The 15,019-nt window shown below is 63.9% G+C and carries 12 protein-coding genes and 1 tRNA gene; 4 read left to right on the top strand and 9 right to left on the bottom strand.

All coding sequences use genetic code 11. From position 1 onward, the window contains the following. Nucleotides 1-2: 2 nt before the first annotated feature. From CIT39_RS19275 to CIT39_RS19255, 5 genes are all read right to left on the bottom strand, one after another. Nucleotides 3-3,233, bottom strand: coding sequence for an efflux RND transporter permease subunit (locus tag CIT39_RS19275; protein ID WP_094977651.1), 3,231 nt, complete (start codon nt 3,231-3,233; stop codon nt 3-5). Next, nucleotides 3,226-4,200, bottom strand: a complete 975-nt coding sequence (ihpB, locus tag CIT39_RS19270) for a divalent metal ion exporter adaptor subunit IhpB (protein WP_094977652.1) — start codon at nt 4,198-4,200, stop codon at nt 3,226-3,228. The genes CIT39_RS19275 and ihpB overlap by 8 nt, the downstream gene beginning before the upstream one ends. Then, the gene (ihpA, locus tag CIT39_RS19265; protein ID WP_094977653.1) at nt 4,197-5,471 is read right to left on the bottom strand and encodes a divalent metal ion exporter subunit IhpA; all 1,275 of its coding nucleotides are present in this window, start codon (nt 5,469-5,471) and stop codon (nt 4,197-4,199) included. Before ihpA ends, ihpB begins: the two co-directional genes overlap by 4 nt. Nucleotides 5,472-5,524: 53 nt before the next feature. Beyond that, nucleotides 5,525-5,809, bottom strand: a complete 285-nt coding sequence (locus CIT39_RS19260; RefSeq protein WP_244607629.1) for a hypothetical protein — start codon at nt 5,807-5,809, stop codon at nt 5,525-5,527. Nucleotides 5,810-6,021: 212 nt separating this feature from the next. After that, on the bottom strand, nt 6,022-6,987 hold the full coding sequence (locus tag CIT39_RS19255) for a helix-turn-helix domain-containing protein (RefSeq protein ID WP_094977655.1): 966 nt from the start codon (nt 6,985-6,987) through the stop codon (nt 6,022-6,024). Nucleotides 6,988-7,236: 249 nt separating this feature from the next. Between CIT39_RS19255 and CIT39_RS19250 the strand changes: the two genes are divergently transcribed. Continuing rightward, entirely contained in the window at nt 7,237-8,487 is a 1,251-nt protein-coding gene (locus CIT39_RS19250) for an acyl-CoA dehydrogenase family protein (RefSeq protein ID WP_094977656.1), read from the top strand. A 103-nt stretch (nt 8,488-8,590) separates the two neighbouring features. On the opposite strand, the gene pepT is transcribed toward CIT39_RS19250, so the two are convergent. From pepT to CIT39_RS19230, 4 genes are all read right to left on the bottom strand, one after another. Continuing rightward, entirely contained in the window at nt 8,591-9,841 is a 1,251-nt protein-coding gene (gene pepT / locus CIT39_RS19245) for a peptidase T (protein WP_094977657.1), read from the bottom strand. Nucleotides 9,842-9,943: 102 nt separating this feature from the next. Next, the gene (locus CIT39_RS19240; RefSeq protein ID WP_094977658.1) at nt 9,944-10,258 is read right to left on the bottom strand and encodes an HU family DNA-binding protein; all 315 of its coding nucleotides are present in this window, start codon (nt 10,256-10,258) and stop codon (nt 9,944-9,946) included. A gap of 208 nt (nt 10,259-10,466) precedes the next feature. After that, a tRNA-Asp gene (locus CIT39_RS19235) sits at nt 10,467-10,543 on the bottom strand. Nucleotides 10,544-10,703: 160 nt separating this feature from the next. Further along, nucleotides 10,704-10,907 (bottom strand): hypothetical protein, encoded by a 204-nt coding sequence (locus tag CIT39_RS19230; RefSeq protein WP_094977659.1) that lies wholly within the window; start codon nt 10,905-10,907, stop codon nt 10,704-10,706. Nucleotides 10,908-11,252: 345 nt separating this feature from the next. On the opposite strand from CIT39_RS19230, the gene CIT39_RS19225 reads away from it, so the two are divergent. From CIT39_RS19225 to CIT39_RS19215, 3 genes are all read left to right on the top strand, one after another. Beyond that, complete coding sequence (locus CIT39_RS19225; protein WP_094977660.1) at nt 11,253-13,508, top strand: TonB-dependent siderophore receptor; 2,256 nt, start codon at nt 11,253-11,255, stop codon at nt 13,506-13,508. A 563-nt stretch (nt 13,509-14,071) separates the two neighbouring features. Further along, a complete protein-coding gene (locus CIT39_RS19220; protein WP_094977661.1) occupies nt 14,072-14,437 on the top strand; it encodes an NADH-quinone oxidoreductase subunit A in 366 nt (121 codons plus the stop codon). Further along, nucleotides 14,434-15,015, top strand: a complete 582-nt coding sequence (locus tag CIT39_RS19215) for a NuoB/complex I 20 kDa subunit family protein (protein ID WP_408612855.1) — start codon at nt 14,434-14,436, stop codon at nt 15,013-15,015. Before CIT39_RS19220 ends, CIT39_RS19215 begins: the two co-directional genes overlap by 4 nt. Nucleotides 15,016-15,019 lie beyond the last annotated feature (4 nt).

The raw sequence follows: 15,019 nt of genomic DNA, 5'->3' as shown, positions 1-15,019 counted from the left end.
TTCTAGCGCTCCCCGGACGCCGCCAAATCAGCCGCCATTGTAGGCGTTTCGCTCGCCGCGTCACGGCGGAACAGCACGTAGAGCGCCGGCAGCACCAGCAAGGTCAGGATGGTCGAGGAGATGATGCCGCCGATCACCACGGTCGCCAGCGGCCGCTGCACCTCGGCGCCGGCACCGGTCGCGAGCGCCATCGGCACGAAGCCGAGCGAGGCGACCAGCGCGGTCATCAGCACCGGCCGCAGCCGCGTCAGCGCGCCCTCGCGTACGGCCTCCGCGACCGGCCGCCCCTCGCTGCGCAGCCGCTCGATGAAGGCGATGATGACGAGGCCGTTGAGCACGGCGACGCCCGACAGCGCGATGAAGCCGACACCCGCGCTGATCGAGAGCGGAATACCGCGCAGCAGCAGCGCCGCCACGCCGCCGGTCAGCGCCAGCGGAACGCCGGAGAATACCAGCGCCGCATCGGCCGCCGATCCCATGCTCATGAACAGCAGCAGGAACACCAGCAGAAGCGCCACCGGCACCACGATCGTCAGCCGCTTGGTCGCGGAGACCAATTGCTCGAACTGGCCGCCCCAGCCGATCCAGTAGCCGGGCGGGAGCTTGACCTTCTCGGCCACCGCCGCCTCGGCGTCAGTGACGAAGGAGCCGAGATCGCGCGCGCGGACATTGGCGGTGACGACGATGCGCCGCTTGCCGTTCTCGCGGCTGATCTGGTTCGGCCCGGGCGTCGCGTCGACGGTGGCAACCGACGACAGCGGCACATAGCGCATCTGGGCGAGGGGAGAGGCGGCCAGCGCGGTGCGAATGGCCGTGCCGGTTGCGGCGTCCTCGCCGGGCGGCAGCGGAATCGGGATCGCCCGGATCGCCTCGAGATTGCCGCGCAGGTATTCGGGCAGGCGCACGACGATGTCGAAACGGCGATCGCCCTCGAACAGCTTGCCGGCCGACTTGCCGCCGACGGCGATCTCGACGATGCCCTGCACCTCGCTGACACTGAGGCCGTAGCGGGCGAGCGCCTGGCGATCGAGGCGGACGGTGAGGATCGGCAGCCCTGCGACCTGCTCGATCTTGACGTCGCTGGCGCCGCGGATACCGCGGATCGCGGCCTCGACCTGCTTGGCTGCGCCTTGCAGGATATCGAGGTCATCGCCGAAGATCTTGACGCCAACGTCGGTGCGCACGCCCGAGATCAGCTCGTTGACCCGGAACTGGATCGGCTGGGAGATTTCGTAGGCGCTGCCGGGAATATCGTCGGCGGCCTTGTCGATGGCCTCGATCACCTCCGATTTCGATTTGCCGGGGTCGGGCCATTCGGCGCGCGGCTTCAACATGACGTAGCCGTCGGTCTGTGCCGGCGACATCGGGTCGGTGGCGATCTCGGCGGTGCCGATGCGGGTGAAGAATTCCTTCACCTCCGGAACCTGCATGACGCGTTTTTCCAGCGCCTTCTGCAGGTCTACCGATTGCGTCAGACTGGTGCCGGGGATCCGGATCGAGGCCAGCGCGACGTCGCCTTCGTCCAGGCTCGGAATGAACTCGCCGCCCATCCGCGACGCGGCGATGCCGCTTGCGACCACGATGAGTGCGGCCATGACGGCGACCGCGGCCCGGTTGTCGATGGCAAAGCGGAGCAGGGGGAGATAGGCCCGCTTGGCCATCCGCATGAACAGGTTTTCGTGCTCGGACACCTTGCCGGTGACGAAGATGGCGACCGCCGCCGGCACGAAAGTGATGGAGAACAGCACGGCTGCGCCGAGCGCCATCAGCACGGTCAGCGCCATCGGCGTGAACATCTTGCCCTCGACGCCGGTCAGCGTCAGCACGGGCAGATAGACCACCGCGATGATCAGCGTTCCGAACAGGCTCGGCTTGATGACTTCGCTGGACCCGCGCAGGATCGCGCGCATTCGCTCCGAGACCGTCAGCAGCCCGCCTTTGTCGCGCTGCGCCTGGGCCAACATGCGCAGGCAATTCTCGACGATGATCACGGCGCCGTCGACGATGATGCCGAAGTCGATGGCGCCGAGGCTCATCAGGTTCGCGCTGACTTTTGTCTCGACCATGCCTGATATCGTCATCGCCATGGACAGCGGAATGACGCAGGCCACCACGAGCGCGGCGCGGATGTTGCCGAGGATCAGGAACAGTACGGCCACCACCAGGGCCGCGCCTTCCAGCAGGTTGTTCTTGACCGTGCGGACGGTGGCTTCCACCAGGTCGGTGCGGTCGTAGACGGTCCGCGTCACCACGCCGTCGGGCAGCGATTTGGCGATCTCGTCCAGGCGGGCGGCGACGCGGCGCGCCACCGTGCGGCTGTTCTCGCCGATCAGCAGCATGGCGGTGCCGAGCACGGTCTCCTCGCCATTGCGCGTCGCAGCGCCCGTGCGCAGGTCTCGGCCTTCCGTGACAACAGCGACGTCCCTGATCCTGACGGGATTGCCGCCGCGCGAGCCGATCACGACGTCCTGGATTTCACTGAGGTTGCCGACCTGACCCGGCGAGCGAACCAGATATTGCTCGCCGTTGCGCTCGATATAGCCGGCGCCGACATTGGCGTTGTTGGCGGCGAGCGCCGTCATGACGTCGCGGAAGCCGAGCCGGTAGGCCATCAGCTTGCCTGGGTCCGGCAGCACATGGAACTGCCGCTCGAAGCCGCCGATGGTGTTGACCTCGATCACTCCGGGCACGTTGCGAAGCTGCGGCTTGATGATCCAGTCCTGCACGGTGCGCAGATCGGTCAGCGAATAGTCGTGACCGCCTTGCGTCTTCGCGCCCGTCTTGTCGTCTCTCTTGGCTTCGACGGTGTACATGAAGATTTCGCCGAGCCCGGTCGAGACCGGCCCCATCGCGACCTCGACGCCGGCCGGAAGCTGGTCCTTCACCTGCTGAATGCGTTCGCCGACGAGCTGGCGGGCGAAGAAGATGTCGGTGCCGTCCTTGAAGACGATCGTCACCTGGCTGAGACCGTAGCGCGACAGCGAGCGGGTGTAGTCGAGCCTGGGCAGGCCGCCCATTGCGGTCTCGACCGGGAAGGTGATGCGCTGCTCGGTTTCGAGCGGCGAGTAGCCGGGCGCACGCGTGTTGATCTGGACCTGGATGTTGGTGATATCAGGCACCGCATCGATCGGCAGGCGCTGGAAATTTAGGGCACCGAAAGCGACGGCGCCGAGCGCGAGCAGGAGGACCAGCCAGCGCTGTTGCAGCGAGACGGCGATCAGGCGCTCAATCATGTTCGGCCTCGCCCTTGCCCATCTCCGCCTTCACGACGAAGCTGTTCTCGGCGACGTAATGCTCGCCGGCCGACAGGCCGGCCCTGATCTCGATATGGCGCGGGTCGGAATCGCCAAGTTCAACCGGTCGCGCCTCGATCTTGTCGCCGTCTTCGCGGACGAACACGATGGTCCGGTTCTCCAGCGTCTGGATCGCGCTCCTGCGCACGGCGACCGCGACGTTGCGGGCGGCGAGGATCAGTTTGGCCGTAACGAACAGCCCGGGCCGCAGGCGTCCGTCAGGATTTTGCAGCACCACGCGTGCAAGCGCGGTCTGCGTCTCGCTGGAGCCGATCGGCGCCATGTAGGAGATCGTGCCCTTGATCTCGCCGCGGCCATCGTCGGGATCGATCAGCACCTCGTCGTTGAGGCGAACGCGCCTTAAATCCTGCCGGTAGATCGACAGGTCGACCCAGATGGTGGAGAGGTCGGCGACGACGAAGGCCGGTTTCTGCTCGGAGGCGTATTCGCCGAGCGAGATCTGCCGCTCGATGATGGTGCCGGCAATGGGCGCCTTCAGCTCGTAGACGGTGAGGCTCTGGTTGCTCTCGATGGCGGCGAGCAGATCGTCCTTGCCGACCTTGTCGCCGATGCGCTTCTGGATCGATTTGGCGAGGCCCGGGAAGCGCGGCGTCACCTGCACCACGGCTTCCTGGTTGGCGCGCAGGATGCCGTTGAAGGCGAGCGTGTCGGTCAGCGTGACGCTCGCGGCTTCGGCGAGCGTCACGCCCGCGGCTGCGAGCTTGACGTCGGAGATGCGGATGCGGTCGGCACCATGCTCGTCCTGCTCGACATGGTCGTTCGGCTTCTTTTCGGAATGCTCGCTGTGCTCGGTATGCGCGGGCGTGGCTGGCTCGAGCAGCGAGTAGCCGTAGGCGCCGAGCGCGGCGGCAACGATGGCCACGACGATAGTAGAGGACGTCTTCATCGTGCGGTCTCCCGCGCCAGCGTGAAGGGATTGCCGACGAGGCCTTCGATGGTCGCAACGCCGGCGTGGAAGTTCTGCAGCGCCTCCTGCTCGCGCAGGCGCGCCTGGCTGACGCTGGCCTGGGCGTCGAGCACCTCGAGCAGAGTGAAGCGGCCCTGGCCGTAGCCTTGCGAGATCGCCTCGGACGCCTCCATGGCCTTGGGGATGGCGGTCTCGCGCAGCACCGCGAGCTCGCGCAGCGAGCCCTGCAGCGAGTCGTAGGCGCGGCCGGCGATCACGATCAGCGTGTTGCGGTTGACCTCGCGCTCGGCCCGGGTCTTGGCGAGGCTTTCCTGCGCCGAGAGGATGTTTCCCTGGTTCCGGTCGAACACGGGGATCGGCACGGAGAGGGAGAGCCTGACAGCATCGTCATTGGTCTCGCTGAAGTGGCGCCAGCCGGCTGCGATCCGCACGTCCGGATAGGGCTTGAGCCGTGCCAGTAGAAGTTCCGCGTTACGCTGGGCATAGACCGCCGTCCAGCGCACCAGTTGCGGATTGGCGTCGATGGCGGCGACCACCGACTGGAACGTCGGCGTTTTACCCAGGATGTCCAGCCGGCCGGAGACCTCGCCGAATTTGGCGTTGGGATCGCCCATCAGCACCGCAAGCTCGCGTCGGGCGCTGGCCAGAATTGCCTTGAAGCGTTCGCGGTCGGCCTTCACCAGGGCGGAGGCGACTTCGGCGCGGCCGGTCTCGGCCGGTGAGGAGGCGCCGGCCTCGACGCGGCGGCGGAGCAGCGGCGTCAGGCGGTCGATCGCCGCAATCTGCTCGTCGAGGATATGGATGCGCCGCTGCGCGCCGAGCACGCCGAGGAAGGCGATCGCGGTTTCCGACAGCACCTCGAGCCTGATCGCCTTGCGCTGGATCGCGGCGACTTCGATGCCGGCAGCGCCAGCCGCGATCCGCGCGTCGCGCTTGCCGAACAGCTCGAAGGCCTGGCTGATCTGCAGCGTCGTCTCCGCCGATCGCGTCCCGCGATATTTGCCGGAACCGAAGGAATCGTCCTGCTCGTAGGAGAGTTCCGGATTGAGCAGGGCGCCCGCCTGGATGCGCTGGCCGGTGGCGATGCCGACGTCACGCTCCGCCGCCGTCAGCCGCGGGCTCGCGGCCAGCGCGCGCGACAGCGCGCTCCGCATCGTCAAAGTCTGGGCGTAAGACGGCGCAATCGCCGATCCGGCAATCAAACACGCCGCCACGCACGCCAAGCGCGCGGCCAAATTCCAGGGAGACATGAAACCGACCCGTGAGGATGAACCAATGGGCGCGATGCGCCCGACCAATCCGTTCAGGCCAGCGACTTGGGAGGGGGAGAGTCGGTATCGGGGATGATGCCGGCGAGCTGAGGGGCGGACTGCGGGTGCGTAGCCGAGACCAGCGCGATCGTGAAGGTCGTCGGCGCCGGCTGCGTCACGGCCAGCGAGAAGCAGCCATGGCAATGATGTCCACCGATGGCCTTGTGGTCACTGTGGCCCGAGGAGTGATCGAGGGCCTCCGCGATTTCCGAGCCGCCGCCGGGCGTGGTGACGTCGATGTCATGCGAGCCATGCAGCGCGCCCGCGAGCAGGTACATGGTCGCCACCAGCACAGCCACGAGCCCGCGCCAGTTGCGCGGGTTCCAAAAGCTGGAGGGGCGGATGGAAGTCACTGTTGCACTCAGGTTCCTGATCCGCTTGCGGTAGCACGGCGGTCGGAACAGTGTCGACCCGCAATAGTGTTACGTGTGGGGAACTCAATGTCGCACGCGCCAGACAGGAAAAGGCCCCAGCCGTTCCTTCTCGCCGATTATTGTGTGCTGGACTTCGACTGAACTCCCAAATTGGCGCGGCGGTACGCGGTGGGAGACTTGTCGAACGCTCTTTTGAAGATGCGATTGAAGTAAGATACGTCGCCAAATCCGCAAGCGAAGGCCAAGGCGGCAATCGACTGGTCCGTTGAACTGGTCAATTCCGCAGCGCACCGCGCGAGCCGCTTCGACCGGATGGTGGCTCCGAAGGTCGCCTCTTCCGCCTCGAAAAGCCGATGGAGATAGCGGGACGTGACGTGAAATTTTCGGCAAACGGATTCGACCGACAAGGACGGATCAAAAAGATTCTCATCGATATGTTTGAGGATCTCATTCAGAAAGGCTCTCCGGGTGCATGAGGGTCTGCTTTCCTCAGCCTCCGCCGTGCCACCGAGAGCCAACGCGACGAGCTTTGCGATCGTATCCGCGACCGTCTCCTGCGCTTCCGGCGGAATCTGAGGCTGCCGAACGACCGACTGCAGAAAATCTACAGCCAATTGTCCGGTCGGACTCCCCTTCGAAACGCGAATGGCCGTTGCGCCTGCCGCATCCTTCAAGAGCGGATCGAGACGTTTCTTAGGCACTCTGAAGGAAAAGATCTCCAGGTTCGATCGATAGTCGAGATCATACGGCTCCGTTGAGTCCACGATGTAGAACTCTCCCGGCCTTACGAGCGCCTCTCGTCCCCGCTGCTTTGCGAGAACATCGCCTTCGATCTGCATGTTGACGAAATAATACTCGAGTGGCGTCTTGCGGATTTCCTTGGCCCCCCTGAGGACCCGGTGTTCATCCGTCAGCAGCCGCGTGACATTCACATCCGATACCGCGTGCGCCTCGACGCTCCCGGTAAAGGCTCCCTGGCTCTTGCGAGACGGATCAAGCGTAATGAACGCTTCGCACAACACTTCGCGCCAGAAGCCGAACTGCTGGCCGGGGGGAAGATCCTGCGTGGTCCAGAACGGCATCGCGGCACTCCGTCGATAACGAGCCTCACGAAGTCGTATTGACGATCAAAGGCTAGTCCGGCCAATGCTGCAATCAAGCACAAATTTTGAACCAGGCTGTCTGTTTCCTGATCTCTGTCTGTTTCCCGATCTGGTCGCGACGACAAGATAGGGGCTGTCTCTGGAGGACGATGAATTTGTCCCTCCCGACCAAGACATGTCTTCCGGTTTTTTGGTGGCCTGTCCGCACCATCAACCGAGGGGAATGCCATGACAACGGGCATCGAATTTGCGCTGAGTCCAGACCAAATTGCACTGCAAAAGGGAGCCAGGGAATTCGCAACCACCGTCTTGAAGGACGTTCGTCCGACCATTCGCAAGTTTGGCAAGCCAGACGAGCGCTTCTATGCGACGCGTCCATTCCACAAGAAGGCCGTCGAAGCAGGCTTTGTGAAGGGCCTCTTTCCGAAGGCATTTGGAGGAACCGAGGTCCCCGCGCTCGATTTCGCGTTGGCGGCGGAAGAGCTTGCAGCCGTCGACGTCAACGTGCCGAGCACCCTTCTCGGGACGGGGCTGGGCGTCAAGCCGATCATCTTTTACGGGACCGAGGAGCAAAAGAAGCGATTCTTGCCTGACTTCATTCAAGACGGCACCCGGCTTGCCGCTCTCGCCTTCACTGAGGTGACCGGAGGCGCAAACTTCGACGCCCCCGATCCGCGTTTCGGCGTGAAGACCTTCGCCTCACTCGAAGGCAACGAATGGGTCATTAACGGAGAGAAGCATTACACGACCAATGGGACCGGGTGGGATGGCAAAAATTGTCACCTTTACGCCGTCGTGTGCCGGACAAACCCGAACAAGGGGGCCCAAGAGTCTCTCGCAGTCATTATGGTTCCGGGCAGCGATCCCGGGGTCAAGGTCACGGGGTTGCTCGACACCGTCGGGCATCGGGCTTCGATTTCACCTCGAATGAAATTCGAAAATGTCCGCGTTCCCGCCGATAACATCATTGGCAAACCGGGCGATGGCATTAAGATCGTCTCGACCAATTTCGCATGGACAGCAGCCCTGATCGGAGCGGCATGCGTCGGAGTCATGCGGTCTGCCTTTGACCATGCGCTCGAATTCGCACGAAATGATGCACGTTCCGGCCCCCATCCGATCATCGAATACCCCACCGTCGGCTACATGCTGGCCGACATGAAGATGCGAATCGAAGCGTGCCGCTATCTGACCTGGAAAGCTTGCCAGCAGTTCGACAGAAGCGGGGGCCAGGAGCAGGAGCTCGCCGTCATGACCAAGGTGTTCTGTTCGGAGACCTGCGTCGACGTCGTTTACGATGCGATGCGCGTGGTCGGTGTTGACAGCTACACCGACATGCACCCGCTGGCGGAATTGATGAACGACGCGATGTGCTTCCCGCTCTACGACGGCGGCAACATGGGCGCGCGGCGGCGTCAGCTCCATGGTATGATCAAGAGCCCGGACTACGATTCACTCGCCGCAGCCCGTGTGGGTTAGGACGTCTGCTCGCGGACGATAGCGGGAGAGCCCCGCTATCGTCTGGCGCAACGGCCCTTGGCAGGTCACGGGTCTTCGCGGGGGCGTCGGGAAGTGGGCGCCGCTACGCCTTCTCCTCCCAGATCATCGCGAGATGCACGATGGTCTGCACCGCCTTCTCCATGTCCTGCCGGCTGACCCATTCAAGCCGCGAGTGAAACGCGTGCTCGCCGGCAAAGATGTTGGGGCAGGGCAGGCCCATGAAAGACAGGCGCGAGCCGTCGGTGCCGCCGCGGATCGCGGTGCGCATCGGGCGCAGGCCGGCGCGGCGGATCGCTTCGATGGCGTATTCGAGCACGTGCGGATGACGGTCGATCACCTGCTTCATGTTGCGGTACTGCTCCTTCACCTCGAACGTGTAGGTCGAGCGCGGATAGTCCTTCATCACGTCCTTGACGATGGTCTCGAGCAGGACTTCCTTCTCCTTCAGCCCTTCCTCGGTGAAGTCGCGCACGATGAAGGAGAGCCTTGCCTGCTCCAGCGCGCCCTCGATGCCGATCGGATGCAGAAAGCCCTGCTTGCCCGAGGTCGTCTCCGGCGAGCAGCCTTCCTTCGGCAGCCGCTCGACGATGGCCGCCGCGATCTTGATCGCGTGCTCCATCTTGCCCTTGGCGTAGCCGGGATGGGCGCTGACGCCGTTGATGGTGATGGTGGCGCCGTCGGCCGAGAAGGTCTCGTCCTCGACGCAGCCGGCGCTCTCGCCGTCCATGGTGTAGCCGAAATCGGCACCGAGCTTCTTGATGTCGACATTGTCGACGCCGCGGCCGATCTCCTCATCCGGCGTGAACAGGATCTTGATGGTGCCGTGCTTCACATCGGGATTGTTGATGAAGAAATGCGCGGCGTCCATGATCTCGGCGACGCCCGCCTTGTTGTCGGCCCCCAAGAGCGTGGTGCCGTCTGTGGTGATGATGTCGTTGCCGATCTGGTTCTTCAGCGCCGGGTGTTCGGCGAAGCGGATGACCTGGCTGGTGTCGCCCGGCAGCGTGATGTCACCGCCGCGGTAGTTCGTCCAGACCTGCGGCTTGACGTCCTTGCCGGTGACGTCGGGCGAAGTGTCCATGTGCGAGCAGAAGCAGATCACCGGCACCTTCTTGGTCGTGTTGGCCGGGATCGTTCCGTAGACGTAGCCATATTCGTCGAGATGCGCATCGGCGACGCCGATGGCCTTCAGCTCGGCGGCGAGCACGCGGCCGAGATCCTTCTGCTTCTCGGTCGAGGGCGAGCGAGGGGATTCCGGATCGGACTGGGTGTCGATGGTGACGTAGCGCAGGAAGCGCTCGGTCACGGTGTGCGAAAAGGTGAGGGAGGACATTTCTGGTCAAACCGCCGGGGTCAGGGGAGCAGCCGGTATACCAGAAAAGCGGGCCGCGTTGCGGCAGCAAGGGGGTGGGATCAGGCTTAACGAAGGGTAGCCTCAGATCGCTTCTTTCAGTTCCTTGACCGGACGGAACGTGACCTTCTTGCTGGCCTTGATGTGGATCGGCTCCCCGGTGGCGGGATTGCGACCGGTGCGGGCGGCGCGCTTGCGGACCTGGAGGATGCCTAAGCCGACGATGCGGACCCGGTCGCCCTTCTTCAGGTGCTTGGTGATCAGCTCGACCATGTCGGTCAGGACGGCCTCGGCGCGCTTCTTCGAGAGCTCCTGGCTGTCCGCAATGTCGGCGGCGAGGTGCTTGAGGGTGATGGTGGCGGGAGCGGCTGCCTTCTTCGCCGAATCCTTCTTAGACATGGCTGGCCTCCTCGTTGTCCAATGACAGGGATTCCCTGAAAAAGCCGAGAATGCGTGGGGATCCCTTTAAGTCCTTTGAGACCTAGACGATTCGGGTGCGGGCTGACACCGCCGCAGGTCCCCAGCCGGAGGAACGTCGCTCACGGCTCGCCGCAGCTGCGGCAGACCTCAAGGAGTTCAAGCTAAGACTATGAAGGGATTGCCAAAATGGCGCGAGAGACGGGGCTCGAACCCGCGACCTCCGGCGTGACAGGCCGGCGCTCTAACCAACTGAGCTACTCCCGCGTGGTTCGCTCGATGCGCGCGGAACGAGGGGGGAATTAAAGGCGGGGCTGGGTGAAGTCAAGGACGTTGCGCTGGCACGGTGCTTCTCGGCTAAGTATTGCTCTGGAAAATGAAAAAGGCCGCCCGGGGGCGGCCATGGGTCAGCCCGGAACAGGACGTCTCAGCGAATCTCGGACGTCCCCGCGCTCGTCACCACCACCGGTTTGCCGGCTTTGATCACGTGGCTGGACTGGGCGGTCTGGCTGTAATCGGCGTTGCTGCGGGCGGCGATCCCGAAGGCCGCCACCGTGATGCCGGCCACCAGCGCCACCACCACGATCTTCAGGTGGGTCGCACGATCAGCAGAGTGGATTGAGTGGTTCATTTGAGCCTCCCGACGGGCTTTGCCGCCGTCTATGGCTCTGTCTTAAGGACCATCTGTTTCCGGATCGTTTCGCGGGTTCCGCAAAATGGTTTCATCTCGCCGCCCGGCTGGTTTCGCGGGGGGCCGCCGGAACGTCCCTCAGCCCCGGCTGTGTCGCGTCGCGGGGGCGCAGTTCCCGCAGCAATCTCCGGCCATGTTGGAGTGCTTCTAAGAGCGCCTCTAAGAGGCTTTCAATTAGGGAAATCGTGCGCCTCTGCATAAGCCTCTCCCCAATGCACGCCGTCACGGGGCTGACGGCATGACACATGCAGTTTCGTTTTGGGGTGGCGCGTGAACAGTCTTGGAATGCTGCGGTCGGCCGTATTGGCGACCGCGTCCGCTTGGATTTTGATGCCGCAGGCATCGCTTGCACAATCCTCCGCGCAGAGTGGCGCAACGAGTCTGCCGCCGGTGACCGTCACCGCACCGGAAGCGCGCCGGCGCGCCGCCACGACTCCTCAGCGCCGCGCACCGCGCTCGCCGGAGCAGGGCGCCAACAGGAACAGGCCGCAACCGCAGCGCAATGTCGGCTTCGTCGAGACGCCGCTCGGCCCGGTGAATGGCTACGTTGCGGGCCTCAGCTCGTCCGGCACCAAGACCAACACGCCGATCATGCAGACGCCGCAATCGGTGTCGGTCATCGGCGCCGAGCAGATCCGCGACCAGAAGCCGAACAAGCTCGACGAGGTGCTGCGCTACACCGCCGGTGTCCGGGCAGGGACTTTCGGCACGGACACCCGCAATGACTGGTGGCTGATCCGCGGCTTCAAGTCCGAGGATATCGGTCTGTTCCTCGACGGCATGCAGCTGTTCTACACCTCCTATGCGAGCTGGAAGCTGCAGACGCCGAACATGGAGCGGGTCGAGGTGCTGCGCGGTCCGTCCGCGGTGCTCTATGGCGGATCGAGCCCGAGCGGCATCGTCAACGTCATCAGCAAGCTGCCGCCGGCCGAGCCGATCCGCTACGTCGAGACCGGCGTCAACAATTTCGGCAACGCCTATGTCAGCTTCGATTTCGGCGGGCCGGTCGCGACGAGCCCCGAGAACGGCAAGCTGTTTGCCCGCGTGGTGGGCCAGGTCCAGAACGGCGGCACACAGGTCAACTTCACGCCTGACAACAACTACTTCATCGCACCGTCGTTCACATGGAAGCCGGATGCCGACACGAGCTTCACGGTGCTGGCCTCGGCCTCGAAGCAGGACACCCGCGGCATCAACTTCCTGCCCTATCAGGGCACGGTGACGAACGCGCCGTTCGGCAAGATTCCGACCAGCTTCTTCGTCGGCGATCCCAGCGTCGACAAGTTCACGCGCGAGCAGGAGATGCTCGGCTATCAGTTCGCGCGTAATCTCACCGAGGACCTGACGTTCCGTCAGAATGCCCGCTTTGCGCATGTCGACATCACCTACCGCGGCTATGTCGGCAACGATTGGGCCAACGTCAACACGGCCACCCTCAATCGGTACAATTGGTATGCGAAGAACACCGCCAATCAGGCCAATCTCGACAACCAGCTGGAGTATCGCTTCGACACCGGCCCGGTGAAGCACACCATGCTGTTCGGGGTCGATCTGAAGGGCTACCAGATCGACGACTATCAGGCCTTCGGCTTCGGCGTGTCCTCGATCAACGTCTTCAATCCCTCCTATGGCGCGGCCGAGGTTGCGCTTCCGAGCGCCCCGTTCCGGAATTTCCAGATCACGCAGAAGCAGGCGGGGACTTATCTTCAGGACCAGATGAAGCTCGGCAATTTCACGCTGGTGCTGAGCGGCCGCAATGACTGGGTCGAGACGACGCAGGAAGCGCGTGACACCGGCGCCACCGTCGGAAGCCGCGAGGACAGCAAGTTCAGCGGCCGCGCCGGGCTGATCTATAATTTCGACAACGGCATTGCGCCCTACGTCTCCTATTCGACGAGCTACAATCCGATCATCGGCCTCAACGCCCAGAACCAGCTGTTTCTGCCGGAGACCGGCAAGCAGGCCGAAATCGGCGTGAAGGTCGCGCCGAAAGGCTTCAACGGTTATTTCACAGTCTCGGCTTTCGACCTGGTCCGTCAGAACGTCGCGACGACGTTGCCGGGCAGCGTTCCGGTCCTGCAGAACCAGACCGGCGAGGTGACGTCGCGCGGTATCGAGCTCGAAGCGGTGGCCAATGCCACCAAGGAGCTGAAGTTCATCGGCTCCTTCTCGGCTTATCATCTCTTCAACAGCCGGGATCTCGATCCGTCGCTGGTCGGCAAGACGCCGACCAACACGCCTGAGCTGCTGGTCTCGGGCTGGGCCGACTACACCTTCAAGGACGGGCCGCTGGAAGGTTTTGGTTTCGGCGGTGGCGTTCGCTACATCGGCGCGTCCTGGGCCGACACTGCCAATACCCTCGAGGTTCCCGCGGTGGTGCTCGGCGATCTCGCCGTCCACTACGAGTGGCAGAACTGGCGGACGGCGCTCAACGTGATCAACCTGACCGACAAGATCTACGTCGCAAGTTGCGCCTCGGCCACGTCCTGCTTCTACGGTGACCGCCGGCGCATCACCGCCAGCGTTTCTTACAAATGGTGAGGACGGGTGAGGGCCGCGACATCACGGGCGGCCGATCCTCCGCCACGAGATAGATGAGCATCCGGGCTATGCCCCCCAGCCCGAAGCTCATCCGGGCGCGGCGCGCGCGACGGCCCTCCACGTCGCCGGCGCCGCGCTCGCGACCGGTCGGGCTGCAAAGATATCGCAGGAGGCGGGGGCTCGGCCTCGTGTGATGCATGGCTCATGCTCACTCTGCCTGTGGATAGGCTGCTCGGAGCGGCTCGGGGCTTGTTCGGCCGGAACGCCGCCGACCGGCGCCTATCCTCCGTGTAATGTGGATTTTGCTGCGCCGCAGCCTACATAAGGTAGGCTTTCCCAAGCAACGGACGCCACTGCCGCGAGCGCGGACCGCCCTTGCTGGGTTTGGCGATCTGCTCCATACCAGCGCGGGGTGATTCCGGGATTTTCACCGTTCTGGGGGCGGCAAATGGCCTAAAAAGAGCGTGTCTTGCGCCCATTGGTGCACTGCGCTAAGGCTCAGAATAATTCCAAATCGGACGAATCCGTGGCTGTCCCGAGGCTGCGGGAAAAAGGGCTCGCCAATGAGCGGCATTCTGCAGAACTATCTTCCACTCGTCGTCTTTATAGGGGTAGCTGCTATCATCGGCCTCGTGCTGCTGATCGCGCCCTTCATCGTGGCGTTCCAGCAGCCTGATCCGGAAAAGCTGTCGGCGTATGAGTGCGGTTTCAACGCCTTCGACGACGCGCGCATGAAGTTCGACGTCCGCTTCTATCTGGTCGCCATCCTCTTCATCATCTTCGACCTCGAGGTGGCGTTCCTGTTTCCCTGGGCGGTGGCGTTCGGCAAGCTTGGCGCGACCGGCTTCTGGTCCATGGTGGTGTTCCTCGGCGTGCTGACGGTCGGGTTCGCCTATGAATGGAAGAAGGGAGCTCTGGAATGGGATTGAACCCTGCGCCGTCCACAGGTCCGGCGATCGCGCCGGCCCCCAAGGGCATCCTGGATCCGTCGACCGGCAGGCCGGTCGGAGCCAATGATCCGTTCTTCCTCGAGGTCAACTCCGAGCTGTCCGACAAGGGCTTCTTCGTCGCCGCGACCGACGACCTCATCACCTGGGCCCGTACCGGCTCGCTGATGTGGATGACCTTCGGTCTCGCCTGCTGTGCGGTCGAGATGATGCAGGTGTCGATGCCGCGCTACGACGTCGAGCGCTTCGGCTTCGCGCCCCGTGCCTCGCCGCGCCAGTCCGACGTGATGATCGTCGCGGGCACCCTGACCAACAAGATGGCGCCTGCGCTGCGCAAGGTCTACGACCAGATGCCCGAGCCGCGCTACGTCATCTCGATGGGCTCCTGCGCCAATGGCGGCGGCTATTATCACTATTCCTATTCGGTCGTGCGCGGCTGCGACCGCATCGTGCCGATCGACATCTATGTGCCGGGCTGCCCGCCCACGGCGGAAGCGCTGCTCTACGGCGTGCTGCTGCTGCAGAAGAAGATCCGCCGCACCGGCACCATCGAACGCTAAGGTT

Source organism: Bradyrhizobium symbiodeficiens (assembly GCF_002266465.3).
GTDB classification, from domain to species: Bacteria; Pseudomonadota; Alphaproteobacteria; order Rhizobiales; family Xanthobacteraceae; genus Bradyrhizobium; species Bradyrhizobium symbiodeficiens.
Note: the sequence above shows the minus strand (reverse complement) of the source record. Positions and strands in the feature narration are given on the sequence as shown.